The 23,311-nt window shown below is 53.2% G+C and carries 23 protein-coding genes and 2 riboswitches; of the genes, 17 read left to right on the top strand and 6 right to left on the bottom strand.

The window, feature by feature from the left end:
- Positions 1–21: 21 nt before the first annotated feature.
- The 6 genes from grdB to AC1BI1_RS06405 all read right to left on the bottom strand — a co-directional run bounded on the left by grdB (position 22) and on the right by AC1BI1_RS06405 (position 5,254).
- Complete coding sequence (gene grdB, locus AC1BI1_RS06430; RefSeq protein ID WP_476716462.1) at positions 22–1,338, bottom strand: glycine reductase complex selenoprotein B; 1,317 nt, start codon at positions 1,336–1,338, stop codon at positions 22–24.
- Between the two features lie 25 nt (positions 1,339–1,363).
- Positions 1,364–1,837: a glycine/sarcosine/betaine reductase complex selenoprotein A gene (grdA, locus tag AC1BI1_RS06425; protein WP_476716461.1), complete on the bottom strand. Its 474-nt coding sequence runs from the start codon at positions 1,835–1,837 to the stop codon at positions 1,364–1,366.
- Between the two features lie 26 nt (positions 1,838–1,863).
- A complete protein-coding gene (locus AC1BI1_RS06420; protein ID WP_476716460.1) occupies positions 1,864–3,150 on the bottom strand; it encodes a glycine/sarcosine/betaine reductase component B subunit in 1,287 nt (428 codons plus the stop codon).
- Positions 3,151–3,181: 31 nt separating this feature from the next.
- Positions 3,182–3,499 (bottom strand): thioredoxin family protein, encoded by a 318-nt coding sequence (locus AC1BI1_RS06415; protein ID WP_476716459.1) that lies wholly within the window; start codon positions 3,497–3,499, stop codon positions 3,182–3,184.
- A 73-nt stretch (positions 3,500–3,572) separates the two neighbouring features.
- The gene (gene trxB / locus AC1BI1_RS06410; RefSeq protein ID WP_476716458.1) at positions 3,573–4,796 is read right to left on the bottom strand and encodes a thioredoxin-disulfide reductase; all 1,224 of its coding nucleotides are present in this window, start codon (positions 4,794–4,796) and stop codon (positions 3,573–3,575) included.
- 32 nt (positions 4,797–4,828) lie between these two features.
- Entirely contained in the window at positions 4,829–5,254 is a 426-nt protein-coding gene (locus AC1BI1_RS06405) for a GrdX family protein (RefSeq protein WP_476716457.1), read from the bottom strand.
- Between the two features lie 138 nt (positions 5,255–5,392).
- A riboswitch (glycine riboswitch) is annotated at positions 5,393–5,493 on the bottom strand.
- A 3-nt stretch (positions 5,494–5,496) separates the two neighbouring features.
- Positions 5,497–5,610, bottom strand: a riboswitch (glycine riboswitch).
- A 155-nt stretch (positions 5,611–5,765) separates the two neighbouring features.
- Here AC1BI1_RS06405 and AC1BI1_RS06400 point away from each other — a divergent pair.
- From AC1BI1_RS06400 to hypF, 17 genes are all read left to right on the top strand, one after another.
- Complete coding sequence (locus tag AC1BI1_RS06400) at positions 5,766–6,074, top strand: helix-turn-helix domain-containing protein (protein WP_476716456.1); 309 nt, start codon at positions 5,766–5,768, stop codon at positions 6,072–6,074.
- A gap of 143 nt (positions 6,075–6,217) precedes the next feature.
- On the top strand, positions 6,218–6,964 hold the full coding sequence (locus AC1BI1_RS06395) for an ATP-binding protein (RefSeq protein ID WP_476716455.1): 747 nt from the start codon (positions 6,218–6,220) through the stop codon (positions 6,962–6,964).
- Positions 6,965–7,510: 546 nt separating this feature from the next.
- Positions 7,511–9,439 carry an anaerobic carbon-monoxide dehydrogenase catalytic subunit gene (gene cooS / locus AC1BI1_RS06390; protein ID WP_476716454.1) on the top strand — a complete coding sequence of 643 codons (1,929 nt, stop codon included), beginning with the start codon at positions 7,511–7,513 and terminating at the stop codon, positions 9,437–9,439.
- Positions 9,436–9,921 (top strand): 4Fe-4S dicluster domain-containing protein, encoded by a 486-nt coding sequence (locus tag AC1BI1_RS06385; RefSeq protein ID WP_476716453.1) that lies wholly within the window; start codon positions 9,436–9,438, stop codon positions 9,919–9,921. Before cooS ends, AC1BI1_RS06385 begins: the two co-directional genes overlap by 4 nt.
- Before the next feature lie 127 nt (positions 9,922–10,048).
- The gene (hyfB, locus tag AC1BI1_RS06380) at positions 10,049–12,070 is read left to right on the top strand and encodes a hydrogenase 4 subunit B (RefSeq protein ID WP_476716452.1); all 2,022 of its coding nucleotides are present in this window, start codon (positions 10,049–10,051) and stop codon (positions 12,068–12,070) included.
- Between the two features lie 12 nt (positions 12,071–12,082).
- A complete protein-coding gene (locus tag AC1BI1_RS06375) occupies positions 12,083–13,024 on the top strand; it encodes a respiratory chain complex I subunit 1 family protein (RefSeq protein ID WP_476716451.1) in 942 nt (313 codons plus the stop codon).
- Positions 13,025–13,047: 23 nt separating this feature from the next.
- Positions 13,048–13,695 carry a hydrogenase 4 membrane subunit gene (gene hyfE, locus AC1BI1_RS06370; RefSeq protein WP_476716450.1) on the top strand — a complete coding sequence of 216 codons (648 nt, stop codon included), beginning with the start codon at positions 13,048–13,050 and terminating at the stop codon, positions 13,693–13,695.
- A gap of 9 nt (positions 13,696–13,704) precedes the next feature.
- The gene (locus AC1BI1_RS06365) at positions 13,705–15,186 is read left to right on the top strand and encodes a hydrogenase 4 subunit F (RefSeq protein ID WP_476716449.1); all 1,482 of its coding nucleotides are present in this window, start codon (positions 13,705–13,707) and stop codon (positions 15,184–15,186) included.
- A 1-nt stretch (position 15,187) separates the two neighbouring features.
- Positions 15,188–16,627 carry a hydrogenase 4 subunit D gene (locus AC1BI1_RS06360; RefSeq protein ID WP_476716448.1) on the top strand — a complete coding sequence of 480 codons (1,440 nt, stop codon included), beginning with the start codon at positions 15,188–15,190 and terminating at the stop codon, positions 16,625–16,627.
- Between the two features lie 23 nt (positions 16,628–16,650).
- Positions 16,651–18,381, top strand: a complete 1,731-nt coding sequence (locus tag AC1BI1_RS06355; protein ID WP_476716447.1) for a hydrogenase large subunit — start codon at positions 16,651–16,653, stop codon at positions 18,379–18,381.
- 39 nt (positions 18,382–18,420) lie between these two features.
- A complete protein-coding gene (locus tag AC1BI1_RS06350; protein WP_476716446.1) occupies positions 18,421–18,972 on the top strand; it encodes a formate hydrogenlyase complex iron-sulfur subunit in 552 nt (183 codons plus the stop codon).
- 3 nt (positions 18,973–18,975) lie between these two features.
- A complete protein-coding gene (locus AC1BI1_RS06345; protein WP_476716445.1) occupies positions 18,976–19,719 on the top strand; it encodes an NADH-quinone oxidoreductase subunit B family protein in 744 nt (247 codons plus the stop codon).
- Positions 19,709–20,149 carry a formate hydrogenlyase maturation HycH family protein gene (locus AC1BI1_RS06340; RefSeq protein ID WP_476716444.1) on the top strand — a complete coding sequence of 147 codons (441 nt, stop codon included), beginning with the start codon at positions 19,709–19,711 and terminating at the stop codon, positions 20,147–20,149. The genes AC1BI1_RS06345 and AC1BI1_RS06340 overlap by 11 nt, the downstream gene beginning before the upstream one ends.
- On the top strand, positions 20,103–20,555 hold the full coding sequence (hycI, locus tag AC1BI1_RS06335; protein ID WP_476716443.1) for a hydrogenase maturation peptidase HycI: 453 nt from the start codon (positions 20,103–20,105) through the stop codon (positions 20,553–20,555). The genes AC1BI1_RS06340 and hycI overlap by 47 nt, the downstream gene beginning before the upstream one ends.
- Positions 20,556–20,571: 16 nt before the next feature.
- Entirely contained in the window at positions 20,572–20,913 is a 342-nt protein-coding gene (gene hypA / locus AC1BI1_RS06330) for a hydrogenase maturation nickel metallochaperone HypA (protein WP_476716442.1), read from the top strand.
- Positions 20,914–20,941: 28 nt separating this feature from the next.
- Positions 20,942–21,607: a hydrogenase nickel incorporation protein HypB gene (hypB, locus tag AC1BI1_RS06325; protein WP_476716441.1), complete on the top strand. Its 666-nt coding sequence runs from the start codon at positions 20,942–20,944 to the stop codon at positions 21,605–21,607.
- Positions 21,556–23,253: a carbamoyltransferase HypF gene (hypF, locus tag AC1BI1_RS06320; protein WP_476716440.1), complete on the top strand. Its 1,698-nt coding sequence runs from the start codon at positions 21,556–21,558 to the stop codon at positions 23,251–23,253. The genes hypB and hypF overlap by 52 nt, the downstream gene beginning before the upstream one ends.
- Positions 23,254–23,311 lie beyond the last annotated feature (58 nt).

Genomic DNA, 23,311 nt, shown 5'->3' with positions numbered 1-23,311 from the left:
TGCCCACCTTCCAACTTTCACTTAATCTGCAAAGACTGTCTGGTCTTCTACTTCCGTCTGCAGGGCTTGCAGGGCTTTCATGACCAGCCGGCGCCGTAGCTTCTTCTCCTCTTCTGGCGGCAAGGCGGGATTGCCCAGCGGGTGCGGTATGGCCACCGCCGGCACGATCCGGTTGGCTCCCACCGTAAGGGAAATAGGGACAATAGTGCATATATGAACTACAGGTATTCCTGCGCGCTCGATTTCTTTTACCATCGTTGCACCGCAACGAGTACAGGTCCCTCAGGTAGAAGTAAGTATAACCGCTTGCACACCATCCTGTTTAAGCTCCGCGGCTATAGCCTGGGCATATCTTCTGGCGTTGGCCACCGAAGTACCGTTGCCCACCGTGGCATAATAATACCGGTGCAGTTCGCCGATGACACCCTCTTTTTCTAGTTCCCGCATCACATCCACCGGCAGAACGCGGTCCGGGTCCTGGTTGGCATAAACGGGGTCGTAACCGCCATGGGCAGTCTGGAAGGTCGCGGCGGTCAAATCCATTACCCCGGAAATGTCGTACTTACCGAATTTAGAAGCGCTGGACGATTCTATTTTGTCGGGGTTGCCCTTGGGCACAATCCCGCCCGAGGTTACTAAAGCAATTTTGGCCTTGGAGAGATCTTTGACCGGCGGGTTGGGAGGTACCCGATCAAAAACCGGCATGGGGTATTCGGTCACAAAGGGCTCGCCGCGGAGCTTCTTTATCAGCATATCCACGGCCCGTTTAGAACCCCGTTCCGGGAGGAAAAGGTTTTTGCGTATCCCCCGGGGCAGATAACCTTCCTCCTCGGGAGAACCTACCGGCTCCCCGCGCCCCAGCTTCACGGCCAGCCTGGCCATGGGGGCCACAGCCTGCCGCATGGCCGCCGCGGAGTTGCCGGTCTTAACTATATAAGCATAACGGCTGTAGAGCTCAACTCCCGGATTTTCGGGATACATGCCGGAGACCACCGGCTTTTTAAGGGCTTCAAAAACGCCCTGGGCCACAGCTCCGCAAGCGGTGCCGTAGCGGCCGGCATTAAAAGCCGGCCCCGCCACCACTACATCTGGATGGTATTCCGCTATGAGTTTCACCACTTCAGCCTTGGCCTCATCCAGGTGTTCGGCAAAGTAGGTATCACCACAGATTACCGTAGCTACAATTTCCCCGTCTTCGCCCAAAGCCTGCTTTAAGGCCAAACCCGGCCCCACAGGCCCTTCCTTTACCATAGGAGGAATATCCGCTTTTTCCTCTCCGCCTATCTGGCCAAAAAACTGGTTCAGGTAATGGACTATGCGGACCTTCTTTTGCTCCACCCCTCGCTCCCCCTTTCCGGCTTCTCTAATACTTGCTATATTGTTCGCGGATGGACCTGACTTCGTTAACTATAGCCTCTACATCCAGCACCATTTCCATCATGCCCACCTGCTTCTCATATACTTCAGGATCAATGGCTTCTTTGACTTCAGGTTCCAATATATGGTACACTTGGAGCCCTAACTGGACTCCCGTCAATGGACCTGCAAACGCGGGATCTCCGTTAGTAACCGTCTCAGCTGTCAAGCCCGAAGCTTCGGCCTCGGCTCCGCCTAAAATCACAATAAGATCGGCTGGATTATACTTCTCAGCCACTTCTTTTACCCGCGCCTGATTCTCTAGGTCCATTGCGCCGGCTGCAGTTCAGACGAAACACTCGGTAGCGCTGAAGACGACTTCTCCGCCGGCGCTCCTGACGCACTCTTCTATGGCGGGACCCGGTATCCCGTCCCGGTCCCCCAGGACGATTACTTTTTTACCCTGAAAATCAACGGCCATGTTCCAAACACTCCTTTCACTTAAACTTAATATTGCCGGGCCGATAATTTACCAAAGCCCAATTCATTAGTAGAACCTGTTATGGCTTGTATTTCCACGGTTATGCTGCCATCTTCCTGGAGACTGCCCGCGAAGCCTCCCGCGATAACCTTGGCGGCCTCGGGAAATCCGATTACTTTCTCCATAGGCGGCAAAGTTATAATCTCGTTGGCATTCCCTGCCGTCACTACGGCATCAGCCTCCGGCGCTGCATCCGCCAAAGATTGGGAAGCCCCATCCCGTCCGGCATACTCATCGGTTATGAGCACGGTTTTGATGCCCTTCCGGGCGATCTTTACACAGTTCATGATCAGGTCAGTATCAGGGTTGCCAAAACCTTCTTCCGTTATGATGACGCCGTCAGCGCCTAAGAATTCCACGAGTTTGGCCGTGTAATTGGAGGACCGCTCCTTATCGGCCAGGGTGACGTTCTCGTTGGTTATTACCACGCCGATAAAGTTGAGGTCCTTACCATGGCGCTCGTACAAGTCCTCTATCACTGGGTTATTTTGGTGGTGATAGGTAGTATTCTTGTCACAGGCTGACACACAATTACCGCTCACAATAGCCCCATCCATGACTTCCGTGGGAGAGATCAGGGTAGGTAAAATCTTCTTGGCATCCACCCCGTACACCCAGGTATCGTGCAAAAGCCCCTGGCTCTGAAGCATATACACGTAAACCACTTTGGGCAAGCCCGGATATCGAGCTACCGCTTCAGGTAGCGGTAGGTATTCGTACTCTTTGACTACCTCAGGTTGTACCAATTTACCGGCCTCACCCAAGAATGCGGCTGCCTTCAGCCCGGCCAGGCGGACCGTAGCCTCGTGTTCGTGTGGCGGCAGCCCTTCCACGGGGTTGATGACCAGGACAACATTGCAGGTCTGGGAGAAGGGCGTATATTCGGCCCCGGGGCCGCTCATGTCTATAATGCCCTCCTGGAAGCCCACTATTCTGCCGCAGGTTACCACCGCAGCCCCCTTCAAGACATGGGTGCGGCCGGTTCCCACTGTTTCCACCTTGCTCACCGTGCCGGGAAATACACCGCCAGGCCCTTCCACTTTTACCCGGGGTTCAATCACATCCTTTACCGGCAAGATCCTGACACTGTCTCCCGGCCTGGCCAGCTCCACCCTCACTTCGGCGATGCGCTCGTCTTCCTTAATCTTGGCTATCAGTTCCTGCGCGTTTACATAAAGCACGCCATCTTTTATCTCCGTGGCCTGGCCGAACTGCACGTCCTTAATGGTTATATATCCCAGGGATAACTTCAAACCTCACACCTCCCCATGTGAAATTAGTCACTTACAGAAGTTCATTAATCTTTTCCTCGACTGCTTCCGGGGAAACCTCATCCGGGGTTAACAACGCAACTTTTTGGCCCCCCTTAAAGAAGCCCATGGCTGGAAGCCCTCGAACCCCTAAGGAAAGCGCCAGTCGCCTGTTGCCCTGAATATTGAGCTTGGCAAATTTTACTTTGTCCTTGTATTTGCCTTCTAGGGCCTCCATATCCGGCAGGAGCGCCATACACTTTTCGCAGTTGGGGCTCCAGAAATCTACTACCACCAGGCCCGAGGCTCCCAGCACTTCAGCCTCAAAATTATCCTTGTTGACTTCTAACATCTAAAACACCTCCTTCCACCTAATACGCTTTTTGCCTTCTAAGGGTGATTTTCCAGGGCCTGCGAAACAAGTTTTAGGAGATAAAAGGTGATATAGCTTTCTCCATGGCGTCCACTTCAAACTCTTTAATCTGGGCCACCACTTCCCCCTGCTTTAAGAGCAGCACAGCAGGAACTTTGTCTATACCGTAACGCCTGGCCACCCTGGTGTTACGGTAAGTGTCTATTTTTGTTACCTTAATCCTGTCCCCCAGCTTTTCTTGGAGTTTCTCCACCTTGGCCATTACCGGCAGGCTGGCCTCCACCATGGGGCTCCAGAAGGCCAGCAAGACGGGTTTATCAGGCCGCAATACTTCTAGGCGGAAAAATTCCTCTTCCCGGATATATTTTTCCGCCGCCATGGCCGCGATGGCTCCATCGGCCGCGGCCGTCACTACCTGGCGCAAGAATTTTTCCCGGCAGTCCCCGGCAGCATATACTCCTTCCACCGAAGTCTCCATAATCTCGTTGGTCCTAATGTAACCGCGGGCATCCATTTCTATCTTGCCCTGCAAGAAAGAGGTATTAGGAACCGTTCCCACGAAGAAGAATATGCCGTCAGCGGGCAACTCTTCCAGTTCGCCTGTTTTGATATTCTTTATTACTACCGCAGTGACAGCTTCATCGCCCTTTATTTCTTCCACCACTGAATTCCACTTAAATTTAAGCTTGGGATTGGCAAAAGCCCTCTCCTGGATGACTTTAGTGGCGTCCAGGATCCCCTCATCGTGAATGACAACTAAAGTTACTTCCGCGGCAAAATTAGTAAGGTAAATAGCCTCTTCCACGGCCGCATCGCCGTTGCCCACCACCACTACGCTGGCATCGGTATAAAAGTCGGCGTCACAGGTGGCACAATAAGATACACCCCTGCCGCGGAACTCCCTCTCTCCTTTAATCCCTAGTACCCGAGGCTCAGCACCGGAAGCAATAATTACCGCTTTAGCCAGGTAGGTATCTTGCTTTTGGGTTTTTATTACCTTCTCGTAACCGCGGAAATCGACTTCCGTCACTTCGTCTCTTATAATCTCACAGCCGAAGTGCCGGGCATGCTCGGCCATCCTGTCCGTAAGCTCCGCTCCTCCGGCGCTCAAAGTGCCGGGCCAGTTTTCAATGGTCTTGGTGCTGGCGATCTGCCCGCCGTGGCGCGCTTTTTCTAAAATAACCGTTTTGAGCCGCGCCCTGGAGGCGTACAAACCCGCAGTCAGTCCGGCCGGCCCGCCACCTATTATAAGTACATCAACTTCCCTGGTGCTCACCTCTATCCACTCCTTCCTTAACTTTCTTTACCTTACATAAAATTGGTAACTTCCACTCCTCCGGCCAGATCGGAAAGCTCTATTGTTTGGCTTATTAATTCCCAGTCCAGCAGGCGAAAATGAGCCAGGGTATGAACGTCGTAATCCGACCGGCTACCAACCTCCCTTTGCCTCTTCTCCAGCATGTCTATAGCCCTTTCCATAAGGGTGATGGATTTGGTATCTAAGATGCCCGACCTGGGTCGGGGTTCCAGCAAAGCCAGGCTACGATACGGGTTTTGCCAGGGTTTAAGGCTGCCCATTAGAGGATGGCTCAGCAAAAGGCAGCCTTGATAGATGAGTTTACGCGCTTCTTTAAAGACCTGGAGCGTCCCTCCCGGTACCAACAGCAAGCGCCCTTGACTAAACTTTATATCGGGATTATTGGTCACCACCCAGGTCTGTCCGTAGCCGCTCATGATAAGTTTATTTTTCCCTCCCCCGCCTTAAACTAACAACCTTTATAACCTTCGTTATCCGGGTTCTCATCCGAAAGCCTTCGCACCTGCTAGGAGCATAACAAAAGAGGCTATCCACCCTTAGTTAGGGTGAATAGCCTCTGTCCTTCCACCTGAGAGAATAGGCGCTAACGCGCCTTACCCCTTGGGTGTTCCCCCTGAAATACGGTAAGTGCATTCAGCGGGGAAGCTCTCCAGAGATGCGTCCGAGAGCAGTGCTTTTGCCTGAGAGTTTGGGCTTGGGGCCCTCACCGCAGGCCCTCGCCTTGCTCCTTCGGCGCCCGGTCAAACACCCGGGTCTCTCCTGCTCTCCTCAACCGCCAACCCTTATTTAGTTTTACTTTATTTTTGTTCTTGTTTTCACTAGTATTATATTCTACATGGCATTAAATTCTCCTTCTAACAATCTAAAAAATTTTTACCCTCTCTACCCTCACCGTGGCCTATCGGTGAATAATCAATTGGTCAGGCTATGCAAAGGAGGTGGAACGCGTCGCCGGGCAACGTCCGGGAATTGGAAAATGTCCTGGAGAGGGCTGTCATCTTGGCTGAAGACCAGGAAATCCATCCCCATCACCTCGCCATAGGTTATCCGGGCAAAAAGAAAGGGGTAAGGGATATCTCCCCCCTTTATAAAGTACGGATAGAAGCGGAAAAGGAGGCCATCATCCAGGCCCTAGAAGCTTTTGGAGGAGAAAAAACACGGGCCGCCAAGGCCTTAGGCCTCTCCCGCCAGGCCCTTTATGCTAAAATGTCCCGCTATGGCCTGCTTAAAAAATAATGTCAACTCTTTTTAACGTGTAAAACCCAATTGACATTGGGGTTGTTAGGCCGCCTAGCGCTGGCGGCCTTTTTCTTTTGGCACGCTTTTTGCTAATGAAAATAAACGATAACCAGGAGAAGTTGAACAGAGGAGGCGTGCCAGTGAAACTGGCTATTTCCGGGAAGGGCGGCGTCGGCAAAACAACCATCGCCGCAGGTTTAATCAGGTGCTTTGCCCAGCGAGGTTACCAGGTATATGCCGTCGATGCCGATCCTGATACCAGCCTGGGAATGGTCCTGGGTCTTCCTGAGGAAAGGCTTGGTACCCTGAAACCTATTGTTGATATGCGAGAGTTGATTGTCGAACGCACCGGCGGTAGCGGGGCCTTCTTTTCTTTAAACCCGGAAGTAGATAGCCTGCTGGAGGATTACACCATCAGAAGCGGTAATATCCTTTTTTTGAAAATGGGGGCCATAAAACCGGGGGGTTCCACATGCTATTGCCGGGAAAATGCCGTCTTAAATGCTATGGTTAATTCCCTCGTCTTAAAACGCCGGGAAATGGTGGTTTTAGATATGGGTGCCGGCATTGAACACCTTACCCGGGGTACGGCCCGGGGGGTAGATCTTATGCTTATTGTTACCGAACCCACCCTGGTGAGTATCCAAACTGCCCGGGTCGTCCAAAAACTGGCCGCAGAACTTGGTATTGCACGAATCAAATTTGTGGGCAATAAATTGCGTCAACCCAGGGATGAAGAATTTATCCTTAGCCACCTGCCGCCAGGTGACGTTATTGGTCTGATCCCCTTCCAAACGGAAATTTTAGACCAGGCTGCCGGTTTTATCGGTGAGCAGTCTTTTACGGCAGCAGGTATCGCCGAGCTGGCTACTAGGTTGCTGAGCTAACTAGATGTTGCCCGGGCATATGCCGGAGAACCGGAGTTCTCCGCAAAGATAGCCGTGGCATTAATTAAGGAAGTAAAAACCAAGGAGGTTAAGTAATATGCCCAGGGACCGTGATATTACCACCACTATATCACCCCTTACAGGCCCACCCCCTTTTCTTAACCCTCCCCTAAAAGGCCAACGATATTCATGTCTTCATTTCCCAACTGGGTGACCGGCCCCATAGCGGGCCAGAGTGTGCCCTGGCGTGGGGGAAAAACTTACATAGTTTAAATATCCTGGCTTTCATACCGGGTTACAGCATATCTAAAAGCTTTGCAAGGAGGTCGGGTTAACTAAATGATATTCAATAATAAAAACCCTCCGCTTCTTGGGCGGACAAAGACAAAACCTAGCTTAGAGCCGGAAAAACGGATGCTGGAGGTAGGGGTTTGCGCCATAAGCGATTGGGAAGGCCAGATAGGATGTCTGGCTGTAACTTAAAACCAGCACTAATGCTTAAAAGCTTGCGGCGTTGCCGCATATTCTTCAAGGAGGTTGATGCTGATGGCTAACCCGTGTAAGGTTTCTTTGGATCCGGCTGTTTGCGAGATGGTAGAAAAGGCCAGGCGCGTGAAGGTGGAGACGGTCTGGGACCGCTACCAGGCTATGCTCCCCCAGTGCGGTTTTGGTGAAACCGGGCTGTGCTGCCGGCACTGCCTGCAGGGACCCTGCCGCATTGATCCCTTCGGCGGCGAGCCCAAGATCGGCATCTGCGGGGCTACTGCGGACGTCATTGTAGCCCGGGGCCTCGATCGCGCCATAGCGTCCGGGGCGGCATCCCACTCCGGCCACGCTAGACATTTAGCCCACACCCTGAAGATGGCGGCCAAGGGCAAGGCACGTGACTATACTATTAAGGACAGGGCCAAGCTGCGCTCTGTGGCTGCGCGCCTCGGCATCCCCACCGAGGGGAGAAGTATCGCCGAGATCGCTTTGGACGTGGCGGAGGCGGCCTTGGCGGACTTTCACGAGAAAGAGACGCCGGTCATGTGGGCAGCCACCACGGTGACTAAGAAGCGGGCCAAACTCCTTTCGGAACGAGGTTTGCTCCCCAAGGGTATAGACTACGAGGTATCCGATATCATGCACCGTACTCATTACGGCGCGGACGCAGACCCCATGAACCTTCTTGTGGGCGGTCTGCGCTGCGGCTTGGCGGACCTGGCCGGCTGCTATATGGGCACTGACCTGTCCGACATCCTCTTCGGTACTCCCCAGCCAGTGGTGACCGAGGCCAATATGGGTGTGCTGAAGGCCGATGCTGTCAACGTGGCAGTACACGGCCATAACCCGGTCCTTTCCGATGTGATCGTGGCAGTGGCCAAGGAGATGGAGGCCGAGGCCAAGGCAGCCGGCGCCTCTGGCGTGAATGTGGTGGGTATCTGCTGTACCGGCAACGAGGTGATGATGCGGCATGGCATTCCGGCCTGCACCCATTCGGTGAGCCAGGAGATGGCGCTGATCACCGGCGCGCTGGATGCCGTGGTGGTGGATTACCAATGCATTATGCCCTCCCTGGCTACGGTGGCCGAATGCATGGGCACTAAGCTCATCACTACCATGGAGATCACCAAGATCCCCGGTGCCATCCACATCGACTTTTCAGAGGAGACGGCCGGGGAGAACGCCCGGGAGATTATCCGCCTGGCCATCGAGACCTTCTCCCGTCGCCGGGGTAAGCCGGTAGATATACCGCAATATAAGACCAAGGTGGTGGCGGGCTTCTCCGTGGAAGCCATTCTGAAAGCCCTGGCCAAGCTAAACGCCGAGGATCCTTTGAAACCCCTGATCGACCAGATCGCCTCCGGCAATATACGAGGAGTCTGCCTCTTCGCCGGGTGCAACAACGTTAAGGTTCCGCAGGACCAGAACTTCACCGCCATAGCACGTAGGCTTCTTAAAGAGAACGTACTGGTCCTGGCTACCGGATGCGGGGCGGGGGCACTTATGCGCCACGGATTCATGGATCCGGCCAACGTAGGCGAGCTCTGCGGAGAAGGCTTAAAGACGGTCCTGACAGCCATCGGCGAGGCCAACGGCCTGGGTGGACCTCTGCCGGCGGTGCTCCACGTAGGCTCCTGCGTAGACAACTCGCGGGCGGTGGCCTTGGCCGTGGCGGTGGCCGACCGGCTGGGCGTGGACACGGATCAGCTCCCGGTGGTGGCTTCGGCTGCTGAGGCGGTGGCGGAGAAGGCTATCTCCATCGGCACTTACGCTGTGGCCATAGGCTTGCCCACCCACGTCGGGGTCATGTTGCCTGTCGTAGGCAGCTCCCTGGTCACCAAGGTGCTGACGGAGAAAGTCAAGGAGTTGACCGGTGGTTACTTCATCGTGGATCCCGATCCCGAGTCCGCGGCCAAAAAGCTCCTGGCGGCCATCGATGAGCGCCGGGCTGGTCTGGGGCTCAGCGTTCCGGGAGGTGGGCGTAGATGATACGTAAGGAGATCTTCGTCCGTTATGAACGGTGTATGGGCTGCCATTCCTGTGAGCTGGCGTGCGCCGTGAGCCACACCGCGGCCCGAGACTTGTTTGGGGCTCTCTTGGGGGGCGAAAGGCCACAGAAGCGCATCTACGTGGACCAGGTAGGCCGGGTGAAAGCCCCAGCCGTCTGCCGGCAATGTGAAGATGCCCCTTGTGTGGCTGTCTGTATGACGGGCGCGATGCACAGCCGGGAGGATGGCGTTAACGTGGTTGACTTGCCCCAGTGCATCGGTTGCTGGATGTGTGCCATGGCCTGCCCCTTCGGTGCGGTGGGCCGGGGCGAGGGCAAGGCCATAAAGTGCGACCGGGAGTGCCTGGATGAGGAGGGTGTGCCGGCCTGCGTTCGAGCCTGCCCCACCGGGGCCCTGGTCTTTAAGACTGTGGAGGAGTTTGAGGCCGAACGGCGCCTGGCGGCCATCGCTTCACTGAAATAGCGGTTTTCGGGTAAGGGCGGGTGGGTAAGGCCATACCCTCCGCCCTCTCGTCCCAAAGTTGAAAAAGCTCAAAAGAAGGGCTGCTACTAATGTGGTGTCTATTTTGAGGGGCGGGAGGTAAAGCTTAATGATCGTTCAGCAGCTATTTCTTCTCTCCATTCTCCTGTATATCGCCGGAGCAGTTGCCTCCCTGGCGCTGAATAGAGCCGGTAAAATGGCCAACTATGCTTCAGGAATAAGCGCCTTTGCGGCAGCGATCGCCGGGATGGCTTCGGCCATCCCGGTCTTCGCTCGTGGAACGGGCTTCACCGTGGAAGCGGTGGGGGTTATACCTTTTGCGCGCTTTATTATCCAGGTCGATATTTTTTCTGCCTTTATGGTGCTGGTCATTTCGCTGCTGGCGGCCGCTACAGCTATTTACTCCCTTTCTTACCAGGAAGAGTATATCGGGAGGGGCGCTGGAGTACTGGGCTTTTTGAATAACATTTTCCTTGCCTCCATGGTCCTGGTAGTTACCAGCGGCAACGCCTTCTATTTTCTTATTTTTTGGGAGCTAATGACCCTGGCTTCTTGTTTTTTGGTTAGTTTTGAACAAGAAAGCAAAGAGGCTGTCGATGCGGGTTTTCTCTATTTCCTGGTGGCCCACGCGGGGACAGCCATGATTATGCTTTCGTTTTTCATATTCTTTCTTTACACGGGTAGCTTTGATTTCGCCTCCTTCCGTAGCGCGAACTTTTCGCCGGTGACCAAGAATTTGGCTTTCTTACTGGCCTTCTTCGGATTCGGGGCCAAGGCCGGTATTATTCCCCTCCACATCTGGTTACCACGGGCTCACCCTGCGGCTCCTTCCAACGTTTCCGCCCTCCTGTCGGGTGTGATGATTAAAACCGCTATCTACGGCGTCCTCAGGGTTAGTGTGGATTTCCTGGGTTCTTCCGTCTGGTGGTGGGGGCTTACGGTCCTGGCCTTCGGGGCAATTTCGGCTGTTCTGGGTGTCCTTTACGCTATAAGTGAAAATGATCTCAAGCGTCTGTTGGCCTATTCCAGTATCGAGAATGTGGGAATCATCCTGATGGGCGCCGGTGTGGGCATGATGGGCGTTGCCAGCGGACAGCCCGTTTTGGGAGTGCTCGGCATCCTGGCGGGGCTCTATCACCTCATAAACCATGCCGTTTTCAAGGGCCTTCTGTTCCTCGGGGCAGGTTCGGTAATCTATCGCCTCCACACGAAAAACATGGAGGAGTTGGGCGGGTTAGCCAGGCAAATGCCGTGGACGGGATTCACTTTTCTGACCGGTGCTTTAGGCATCTCAGCTATCCCTCCTCTCAACGGCTTTGTCAGTGAATGGTTTATCTACCAATCGTTGTTCATGGCGAGCACCAGCAGCATCCTGGCGATTAAAGTGTTGTCACCCCTTTTTGCGGTTGTGCTGGCCCTGACGGGGGCGCTAGCGGCGATGTGCTTTGTAAAAGCCTATGGGGTTACTTTTAGCGGTCCTTTCCGTAGCAATCACGCAGAGGAGGCCAGGGAAGTCCCAGTACCGATGCTTACTGGGATGGCGTTTCTGGCGGCTGGCTGCATTGGCCTCGGGCTGGGCGCACCGGTTGTTGCTCCTTATATGGGTAAGGTAGCCTCAGCGTTGCTGGGCACCTCTCCAGTACGGGTAAGTGACGGCTTGCTGGTATTTCCGGCCAGCAGCTCGCAGGCCATGCTCTCTACACCCCTCATTGCCCTTCTCCTCGTGGGGCTTGTCACCCTACCCCTGTTAATTGTTGCGCTTCAAGGCGGGATGCAGGCCGGGCGGCGTGTGGACTCTGAGCCGTGGGCATGCGGGTATAAGTATTCGCCCCGGATGGTGTACGCCTCTTCTGCCTTTGCCCAGCCATTGCGCGTGCTTTTCCGCTTTATCTATTGGCTCAGGACTACCCTCGAGGGGCCGGGTTACGCCATTGCGTCGTATTCCAAGGGAGCAATGGCCTACGTCGCCCGCATGGAGTCGATGTGGGAAGATTATATCTACCGTCCCCTGGCCCGTGGTACGGTCCATCTGGGCAAACGGGTGCAAGCCCTCCAGATGGGCAATGTCCGGCTATACTGCGTTTATATCATTGTAACGCTCGTAGCTTTGCTGATAGCCACGGTCAGATAGGAGGAGAAAAAGATGGCCGGTAATAAGTTACTCCTCATCGGCCTGGTGCAGGCCTTGTTCGTCCTGCTGGTGGCGCCTCTTTTTACGGGCTTTTCCCGCACTTTAAGGGCGAAACTACACTCCAGGAAAGGCCCCGGTATTTTACAGAACTACCGGGATATCTTTAAACTCATAAAGAGGCAAGAGGTGGTACCTGCCCAGGCTAGCTGGGTCTTCCGGTTTACCCCTTATATAGTGATGGCCACTACCCTGCTCATGGCTATGATAATCCCGATTTTAATTCTGCAGTCACCCCTGGGGATGGCTGGTGATCTCATCGCTGTCGTCTACCTGCTCGCTGTGGTCCGTTTCTTCTTTACCCTTGCCGGGCTGGATTCGGGGAGCGTATTCGCCGGGATAGGGGCCAGCCGGGAGATGGCCCTGGCCGTTCTAGTGGAGCCCACTATTATCCTAGTGCTGTTCGTGGTGGCCCTTCTCGCCGGGTCGACCGATTTAGGAACCATTAGCCAGAAGGTGGCGGCCGGTGAGATATCCTATTATAGCCCGGCAGTCTGGCTGGGGATGGCCGCCTTTGCTATCGCCACCTTTATTGAAACCGGTAAGCTCCCTTTTGACCTGGCGGAAGCCGAACAGGAGATTCAGGAGGGACCTCTTACGGAATATTCCGGGCGCTCCCTGGCTATCCTCAAGTGGAGTTTATATATGAAGCAAGTTGTGGTTATCTCGCTGTTTCTAGCCGTTTTCTTCCCCTTTGGGAGCGCGGCGGTGGTTAGTACTTCCTCCCTTTTGGTATCCGTGGCTACTTTCCTGCTGAAGGTGGCCGGCTTTTACGTCATCGCGGCGCTGCTGGAAAACGGCATGGCCAGATTGCTCCTTTTTAAGACCCCCGCAGTAACCTGGGTGGCCTTCGGAATAGCCTTGCTGTCCTTCGTTTTCTACCTGGCCAATGTTTAATAGATGTGGGAGGGGTAAGAATAGTGTCCGGCACTAGCGTAGTCAACGCTTTAGCGGTGCTGCTCATCCTGACCTCCATGCTGGTGGTGGAAACCCGGAAGCTCCGGACGGCGGCGTACATGTACAGCATCCAGTCCCTGGTCCTGGTGGCGATTTTTCTATCCCTAGCCGTATTTATGGAAGCAGAACCGCTGTATATTTGGTCCCTTAGTGCGCTTTTCACCAAGACCTTCCTGGTGCCCTATCTCCTCATCAGGACCCTCAAAAAGGTAGGGATTAAGGAGGAGGGGCTGGCACCGGAGACAAGTTCGTCTGTTTTTCTTGCTGTGTGCCTGGTGGCTTTATCCTTCGCGGTAGTAGAACCTTTTCATATGCAAGCGGTACTGAAGTTGAGGGTGGCCTTGGCCGTTTCTATAGCTCATTTTCTACTGGGCTTGCTCTGTATACTTGTTAGAAGAAATGCCCTCAAGCAGATATTGGGCTATTGCCTTATGGAGAACGGGTCGCATTTGACCCTGGCCATCATGGCCTACAACGCCCCTGAAACCGTGGAGATCGGTATCCTGACTGACGCCATCTTTGCCGTGCTGATCATGACAATTATTGCCAGACGCCTCTTCAAAGATTTCGGCACCCTGGACACCGATAAGCTCACACTACTAAAGGGTTAGGTGATAGAAATGGGGGAGAATATTTTATTCTACTTGCCAGCGGTACCGCTGGGAACAGCGCTGTTGGCTTTCGGGATAAGGTCCCGCCGTGTGGTAGAGGTCGTGCACTTTGCCGGGATCAGTATCGTGGCTTTTCTCTCCTTGCTGCTGGTGCAAGATGTCCTTAACGGACAAACGATCTTTGCCCTTGGGGGAATGCTCTACGCCGATAGCCTGACCGCGATCTTGGTTCTTATTATCGGCGTAGTGGGGTTTCTGAACGGCTTTTACTCTATAGGATATATGCGATATGACCTAGATCATGGGGAAGTAGATGAGAGGGGCGTCTGCTCCTATTACGGTTTTTACCATATACTTTCGTTCACCATGGTTCTTTCTGCCCTATCCAACAATATTGCCCTTATGTGGGTGGCGGTGGAGGCAACCACGTTAGGTTCAGCTTTCCTGGTAGGGTTCTATAAATATAAGACTTCGGCGGAAGCTGCCTGGAAGTATGTCCTGATCTGCAGCGTTGGTCTGGCCTTTGCCCTGTACGGGACCATCCTGACCTACTCCAATGCCTTTGCCATGGTGCAGGATGTTCACAGGGCGATGCTATGGACTGAGTTAGTAAGGATGGCCCGAGGTCTCGACCCGCAGGTGATGAAACTGGCCTTTGTGTTCATTTTGATCGGTTTCGGGACCAAGGTGGGCCTAGCTCCTATGCACACGTGGTTGCCTGATACTTACAGCGAATCCCCGAGCCCGGTTAGCGCCCTGTTGTCGGGTGTACTGATGAAGTGTGCGCTATTTGCGATAGTAAAATATTATACCATTGCCTTGCAGGCCGTCGGCCAGGAGTTCCCGCAGACCCTGCTCCTCATTTTTGGCCTTTTGTCTGTGGGTGTCTCGGCTTTTTTCATCCTGGTGCAGAACGATATCCAAAGGAAACTGGCTTACAGTAGTGTTGAACATGTAGGCATCATTGCCACCGGCCTGGGCGCAGGAGGTCCGCTGGGAATATTTGCCGCGCTCTTTCACGCCGTAAACGATAGTATTACTAAATCCCTTCTGTTTTGCACGGTAGGCAATGTGACTCTCAAGTATGGTACCAGGGATTCCCAGAAGATTAGCGGTATGTTCAAGGTAGCCCCCGCTACTGCCTTTATGTTCGCGACCGGGCTTCTGGCTGTGGTCGGTTCACCGCCTTTTAACGTTTTCATAAGCGAGTTTATGACCCTGACGGCTGGCCTGCAAGCTGGGTATTTCTGGCCGATGATACTCTTTCTTATCTTGCTGGTCATCGTCTTTGTCGCCTTTTTTATCCTGATAAGCGAGACGGTTCTCGGATCCCCTCCGGAAGATCTACCTCGGGGTGATGTAAACTGGCTGACCTTGTTGCCTCTGGGGATCCTGTTTGTACTTATGGCCGGGCTGGGGATATATTTACCTGCTCCGTTAAATAGATTGCTGCAGAGCGCAGTGAGCGTTGTCCTGGGAGGGGCGATATAGAATGGTTTGGTATGCGCTGGGAAGCATCTTGCTGCCAGTATGGGGAAGTTTCCTTGTGCCATTTTTACCGGAGCGACACGTGAAAAAGGTAGCTCAGTTTTTCTCCTTCCTGGCTTTTGTCAGCGGTTTGCTTCTGCTGTTTGCTTTTGCTGTCGACCGCACAAGTTTTACCCGGGAACTAGTGACTATAGGCGGTATCACCTACTATGGTGTAACTATAGATACCCTCAGCGTTTTGGTCAACTTCATGGTAGTTTTCATCGGCTGGCTGATCTGCACCTACTCGTCCGGGTACATGAGCCCTAACAACAGAGAGCATCCGATTAAAGAAGGGATTCCCAGGTTTTATGCCCTCATGCTGCTTTTTATCGGCTCTATGGCAGGCGTGGTCTTCTCTTCCACACTCCTCGGGCTCCTATTCTTCTTTGAAATGACCGGTCTCTGCTCGTGGGGTTTGATCGGATTTTATGGAGATCAAAAATCCCGAAGGTCCGCGCTCTGGGCGATTGTACTCACTCACACCGCCGCGCTGGGACTCTATGTGGCTACGGCCTATCTTTATGTAAAGACCGGTAGCTTCTCGGTGACCGCCCTTAACAAATTAACAGACGCCGGAAAAACCCTGGCCTTTATCGGAATCCTGATCGCCTGCTGGGGCAAGTCCGCTCAGCTTCCTTTTCATCCTTGGCTCCCCCGGGCGATGGTGGCGCCGACCCCCGTAAGCGCCTATTTGCATGCCGCTTCCATGGTTAAGGTTGGGGTCTACATCTTTGCCCGAACCGTCTTGGCAGCGGGGGCGGTTCCCCAGGTGATCGGCCTGATCGGGGCCATCATGGCAACAGTCACCATGATATACGGTTTTGTCATGTACTTCCCGCAAGATGATATGAAGCGACTGCTCGCCTACTCTACGATCACCCAACTCTCTTACATTTTCCTGGCCCTCTCCCTTTCTATCTATGGTTCCAAGATGGCCTTAAATGGTGCGGTGGCCCACATCTTTAACCACGCTTTTGCTAAGGGCCTGTTCTTCTTGGTTGCCGGTGCGCTGTCCTATACAACTGGTACCCGCCAGCTCTCGATTCTAAAGGGGATTCTAAATAAAATTCCGGTGGCGGGTTTGGGTTATATTGCGGCTGCTATGGCCATTACAGGCGTTCCCCCTTTCAATGGTTTTTTCAGCAAATTTATGATCATAACTGGCGGTTTTGAAATTGGTAAGCACTATCCGCTGATCCTTATCCTAATTATCGTTACGATTATAGAATCTGTGGGAAGTTTCATCTGGTTCTTAAAGTGGATGGGAGCCAACGTCTTGGGCACACCTTCGGAGGTAGTGGCCAGTGCCGCTGAACCGCCTTGGGCCATCAAATTTGTTCTCGTCCTTCTTATGATCATGACGCTGATTTCCCAGTACTTTGCTCTGCTCTTGTTAAGCTAAAGACAAAGGGAGGCTGACATAATATGCCCAAGGAAACGAAATCCGAACAGGACAGGAAAGAATACGTGAAGGCCCTACGGTCTAAGTTTGGAGCGGTTATCCTGGAAGAGAGCTGGCAAACGCTGGATCAAGTAACCCTGACGGTGGAACTTAACTCCCTCCCAGAAGTTGTAGAAAAGGTATATTATGGGCAGGGTGGGTGGCTCTCTAATGTGGTCGGAAATGATGAGCGCAGCTTGAACGGACACTTTGCGATATACTACGTTTTATCTATCGAAGAAGAAAGAGATCCCCATAAAAATTTCTGGCTGACGGTGAAGGCCCTGGTTCCTTCCCATAAACCCGAATTCCTCTCGGTAACCCCGCGGGTACCGGCGGCCGTATGGTACGAACGGGAAGTGCGGGATATGCTGGGGCTGGAGCCGGTGGGCCTCCCGGATACGCGCAGACTGGTATTGCCCGATGACTGGCCGGATGACCTGTATCCCCTGCGGAAGGATATGGATTACCGGTTACGCCCTGACCCGGTAGCAGAAGAAGAAAACTACGAGTTTATCGAACTAGAAGGAGAGGGGATTGTCGAGGTACCCCTAGGTCCACTGCATATTACTTCCGACGAGCCGGGGCACTTCCGGCTCTTTGTCGACGGCGAGTATATAGTGGATGCTGACTACCGCCTTTTCTACGTGCACCGGGGCCTGGAGAAACTCGCCGAGAACCGCATGGACTACGACCAGGTTACTTTCCTGGCTGAGCGGATCTGCGGCATCTGCGGTTACGCCCATAGTGTGGCGTATGCTGCGGCGGTGGAAACGGCCAACGGGATTGAGGTACCGCCGCGGGCCCAATATATCCGTACCATCCTGCTCGAGGTGGAGAGGGTGCACAGCCACCTCTTAAATCTAGGGCTGGCGGCCCACCTGGTGGGTTTTGATTCGGGGTTCATGCATTTCTTCCGGGTGCGGGAGAAGGCTATGCAAATGGCCGAAATTCTCACCGGAGGCCGGAAAACCTACGGCATGAACCTTATTGGAGGAGTGCGGCGGGATATTTTAAAAGAGGAGAAAGACCGGGTATTACGATTAATTTCCGAGATCCGGTCTGAACTGGATGAACTTATCGATATGCTGCTCAATACTCCCAACTTTATCTCGCGAACCCAAGGAGTAGGCCGCCTCGACCCCAAGGTAGCCCGGGACTTTAGCCCGGTAGGCCCTAATATGCGGGGTTCCGGATATGCCCGGGATACGCGGGCGGACCATCCCTACGGGGCCTACGACCGGATATCCTGGGACGTCATTTCCAAGGAGGGGTGCGACGTTCTTTCCAGGGAGCTGGTACGGGCAGAAGAGCTATATGAGTCCTTAAAAATTATCGAGTGGTGTTTGATAGAAATGCCTCCCGGCCCGGTCCTCGTGGAGGGGTTTACCTATAAACCGGGAACCTACGCCCTGGGGTATGTGGAAGCCCCCAGGGGCGAAAATGTCCACTGGGTAATGACAGGAAACGACCAGAGGGTGTACCGGTGGAGGCCGCGGGCTTCTACCTATAATAACTGGCCAGCCCTGCGGTATATGTTTCGCGGCAACACAGTATCCGATGCGCCGCTAATTGTAGCCAGCATCGACCCCTGCTACTCCTGCGCGGAAAGGGTTACGGTGGTCGATGTGCGTAAAAAGAAAGCGAAGACTATTGAATACAAGGAGCTGGAAAGATACTGCCGGGAAAGGAAATACTCGCCGCTAAAAGTTTAGCCCGGCTATAAGCGAACAAAAGGAAGGGGGATGCGCAGGGTGCTAAAATTGCTTAAAAAAGCGCTGCAGGTCGGGGAAGCCACAGTTGAGTACCCCTTTAAGCCCGTGGAAGTAGCCCCTGGCTTTCGCGGGAAACCGGTTTATGATTTCAGCCGGTGTATAGCGTGCGGGGCCTGTGCTACTGCTTGCCCGCCCAATGCCATTACCATGGACTGCGATTTAGAGCGGGGGATTAAGTCCTGGAATATAAACTACGGTCGTTGCATTTTTTGCGGCCGCTGCGAAGAAGTATGCCCTACGGGCGCCATCGCCCTTTCGGCAGAATTTGAATTGGCCGCCGCCAGAAAGGAGGATCTGCACTGCCGGGCTGAGGTCCAGCTCTGTAAGTGCATCTCCTGTGGAGAATACTTTGGACCCTCTCGCGAGCTGGAATACGTTCTGGCCATCCTGAAACAGGCAAGATTGCTGGAGAGCGGCCACGAAGGCTGGGAGCAGCTTCTGAAGCTATGCCCGAAGTGCCGGCGCCGTAAGGCGGGGAGTACCGCCGGAGTCTTTGGGCGCGCAGGCAAGGTTCTAGGAGGGAGCAAGTAAAATATGGACCAGGAAGTAAAACTGGCAGAGCTAAAGGCCAAACTTAAAAACGTTATAAAACGCTCCGTTTATGTGTACCGGGTAGACTGTGGTGGGTGCAACGGGTGCGAGATTGAAATTTTCGCCGCTATCTCACCTGTTTATGACCCGGAAAGGTTCGGGATCAAAGTGGTAGCCTCCCCACGGCATGCCGATATTCTTCTCTTCACCGGACCCATGACCAGGGCTATGCGGCTTCCGGCTATACGGGCGTATAAAGCGGCACCCGACCCCAAAATCGTGGTGGCTTACGGCGCGTGTGGCTGTAGCGGTGGTATCTTTCACGACTGTTACTGTGTGTGGGGAGGAGCTGATAGCCTTTTCCCGGTAGATGTATATATTCCTGGCTGTCCTCCAACTCCGGCAGCGACCTTGTACGGCCTGGCTATGGCCCTGGATTTGCTCCAGCAAAAGATTAAAGGAGAGCAGTTGGTAGAAATGGAGGTCACCCAAGTTACTCCGAAATACGAAGGGGTTTGCCCCGACCTGGCTAAAGACATCGGGCGGGAGGCCCGCCGTTTGAGCGGCTACCTGCATGGCCGGCGCATAGCCGCGCAATATCTCGAGTTTGTGAGGGAAGAGGACCCGCTGGCGGTCGACCGGAAAATTAAAGAGCTGGTAAAGCAGGAGAAAGATCCGCGACTGGCCGAAATTTTTTTGAGCTTGCACAAGATTTATATGGAGAGGGTAGGCCATAATGCCGGGTAAGGTAAAATTCTTTAAGCTGTGCAAGAGGTTTGTGGACGAAAAAGACGCCCCGCCCCAGGTTAAGCAGCTAGAGTATTATGCCCTGGCCATCGGTCACCATATAGGGGTGGTTGATTGTTTGTCGCCTGTTATGGTTATGGAAGAGGGGGACTATTTTAAATGGATTAGTAAACTGCCCCAGGGGAAAGCCCGGAGCAAGCTGGAAGGCCTGGCCAAGTGGGGAGAACTAGAGATAAATAGAGAGCATGTTGCCCCCTTAGTAGCGGCACTGGCCAAAGCTTCTCCCAGTTTCCTTCCGGAGGAGAAGAAATGGGCCGACTGCCTGCTACAGCTTCTCCAATCCATACAAAAAGAACCGGCTATATATCTGGTGGTGAGGCTAAGTGAAGGGGCTAGTGATTACAGTGGGCAACGAGCTGATGGGCGATGATGGAGCCGGGCCGCTCTTGGCCCGGCTTTTAGAACAAAAGCGTATACCCGGCTGGCAGGTTATTGATGGCGGGTCGGCGCCCGAAAATTACCTGCATCAGGTACGGGAGTTAAAACCGCAAGTGGTAGTACTGGTTGACGCCTGTGAGATGAACCTGCCGCCCGGGAGCATACGCCTCCTTTCTGAAAGTGACATTGCCTGCGAGTTTATTTTGTCCACGCATCGGTTACCTTTATCCTTCTTCATCTCAGCCTTGAAGGAACTGGTGCCGGAAGTATATTTTATTGGTATCCAGCCTGCGGTAGTTGCCTTTGGTTGGCCGGTGTCTCCTGAAGTAAGGCGAGCAGTAGAGATCGTGTATCAAAAGTTACAAGCCGGAAAGCTTGATTTTCCGCGCCTGGGGTAATAGGGAGAGTAAGGAGATGCATGAACTGTCCCTGACGGTTGAGTTATTGAAGCTATTAGAACGTGATGCCCAACAGAAAGGTATAAAGCGCATAAAGAAAGTTAAGCTGGTGGTAGGGGCGATGACCTCGGTTTTACCGTCTGCCCTGGAGTTTTCTTTTTACGCGCTTAAAGAAGGACCGTTGTTTGAGAGGGCCCAATTGGAAATAGAGGAAAGGCCTGGGCGAGGACATTGCCAGGATTGCCTGGCGGAAGTTGTTCTAGCTAACTGGTATATTATGTGCCCTTCCTGTGGGTCGAGGAGGGTTTCTATAGACCAAGGAAGAGAGCTTTATATTGATTTCTATGAGGGCGAATGAATCCCTTAAAAAGGAAAGGGGGATGTTAGTGAGGGTAATAATGGCTCAAAAAATTCTCCAGGCCAATCAAGATATAGCTGAGCAAAACCGAAAGCGTCTATCCCAAACACTAACCGTCAATCTGATAGGTTCTCCTGGTGCGGGTAAAACCGCACTCTTAGAAAGGACCATAGCCTCATTAAAAAGGGAATTTAGCGTCGGGGTGATTGAAGGTGATATATACACCACCATCGATGCCGAGCGTATTGCCGGGCAGGGCGTCGAAATTGTCCAGATCAATACTCAAGGAGCATGTCACCTGGATGCCAGTATGATTTATAGTGCGCTAGAAGGGCTCGACCTTTCCCGCGTGGACCTGCTGCTTATCGAAAATGTAGGCAACCTGGTATGTCCGGCCGAATTTGACTTGGGTGAGGATTACAAGGTAGCCCTGTTGAGCGTCACTGAAGGCAGCGATAAGCCGGCCAAGTATCCCTTGGTATTTCGTGAAGCCCAGGCAGTAGTAGTTACAAAGGCAGATCTCTTACCGCACACTAACTTTGATTTGAAGGCTGTCGAAGAAGAGATTAAGGCAGCTAATCCTGCTATGAAGATTTTTGTAACCTCAGCCAAAACCGGTGAGGGTCTGGAGGCCTGGTGTTTATGGCTGAAAGATGCGGTGCAGAAGAAAAAAGGATTGTCCGCTACCGGATAACCGTTAAAGGGATCGTTCAGGGGGTAGGGTTTCGCCCCTTTGTTTATAAAGCGGCCCGCCTGCATGGCCTTAAAGGCGCTGTCTCAAATACCACTGGGGGAGTAACCATAGAGGCCGAAGGGCAGCAGGAGGCAGTACACGCTTTCCTGGCCTATTTAAAGGAAAATCAGCCTCCTTTGTCGAGGGTAAGTGCCTTGGAATGGGAGGTATTGGAGCCATGCGGGTATAGTTCCTTTGATATCCTGCTGAGTAGAGAAGGGGGAAGGAAAGAAGCGCTGATTCCTCCGGATGTGGCCCTCTGTCCTGATTGTGCCCGGGAAGTATTAGATCCCCAGGATAGGCATTATGGCTATCCCTTTACCAACTGTACCAATTGTGGACCGCGATTTACCATTGTACGGGGCGTCCCTTATGACCGGGCGAATACTTCTATGGCCTCATTTCCCATGTGTTGGGACTGTGCCAGGGAATACCACGACCCGGGTAACAGGAGATTCCACGCCCAGCCGGCAGCTTGTCCTTCCTGCGGACCCCAGATGGAACTGGTAGACAGGTACGGGCAGAAGATAAATGGCAACTGGTTGGAACTTTGCTGGAAATTATTGCAAGAAGGCAAAATTTTAGCTGTCAAAGGGCTGGGAGGCTTTCACTTGGTTTGCGATGCAAAGAGTAGGGTAGCCTTAAACACCCTCCGCCAACGCAAAGGCCGTGAAGCCAAACCCCTTGCGGTAATGTGCCGTCTGGAGACGGCCAAGAAATATTGCTTGGTTGGTCCGGAGGAAGAAAAACTGCTGACCTCTCCTCAAGCCCCCATTGTTATTCTTGCCAAACGTCCGAGCTGTAGTTTACCAGAAGAACTGGCTCCGCGGATGAAAACCTTGGGTATAATGTTACCCTATACACCACTACATTTGCTGCTTATAAACGGCCCTTTGGAGATTTTAGTAATGACCAGCGGCAACTGTAACGGTTTACCCCTGGCAAAAGACAACGGGAGTGCCCTGGAGGAGCTTAAGGGCATAGCTGACTATTTTCTCTGGCACAATCGCGAGATTGTCAACCGCTGCGATGATTCCGTAGCGGCGGTGATTAACGGCGTGGTACAAATCTGGCGTCGCTCACGGGGGTATGTTCCCTCGCCGATTATGGTTCCCATTAGTTCCAGCTCTGTTGTGTTGGGTATGGGTGGGGATATGAAAAATACTTTTTGCCTTTTAAAAGGCAACCTGGCCTTTGTTAGCCAGCACATAGGTGAATTGGGTAGTAAGGAAACCGAGGAACACTTTTTTTTAAGCTTAAAGAACTTAAAAAACCTCCTGGGTTCCGAGCCAGAAGTAATTGGATATGACCTGCATCCTGGATACCATTCCTCCCGTCTAGCAGCAGAAATTCCTGCAAAGGCGCGTTTTGCCGTTCAACATCACCATGCCCACATGATTTCCTGCCTGGCCGATAACGGAGTGGAAGAGAAAGTTATAGGTGTAATCCTTGATGGAACAGGTTACGGAACGGACGGACACCTTTGGGGTTTTGAGATACTCACTGGGGACTACGCTGATTTTACCCGGGAATATCACCTGGCGTATGTACCGTTACCTGGTGGCGAGCAGGCGGTGCGTTACCCTTGGTGTAACTTCTCAAATTAAATCGAGGCTCGTTTGAACCATATTTGCGAATTGAACAATGTGCAGGGAAGGTTAATAC

The organism is Thermanaeromonas sp. DSM 22490 (assembly GCF_056378755.1).
Note: the sequence above shows the minus strand (reverse complement) of the source record. Positions and strands in the feature narration are given on the sequence as shown.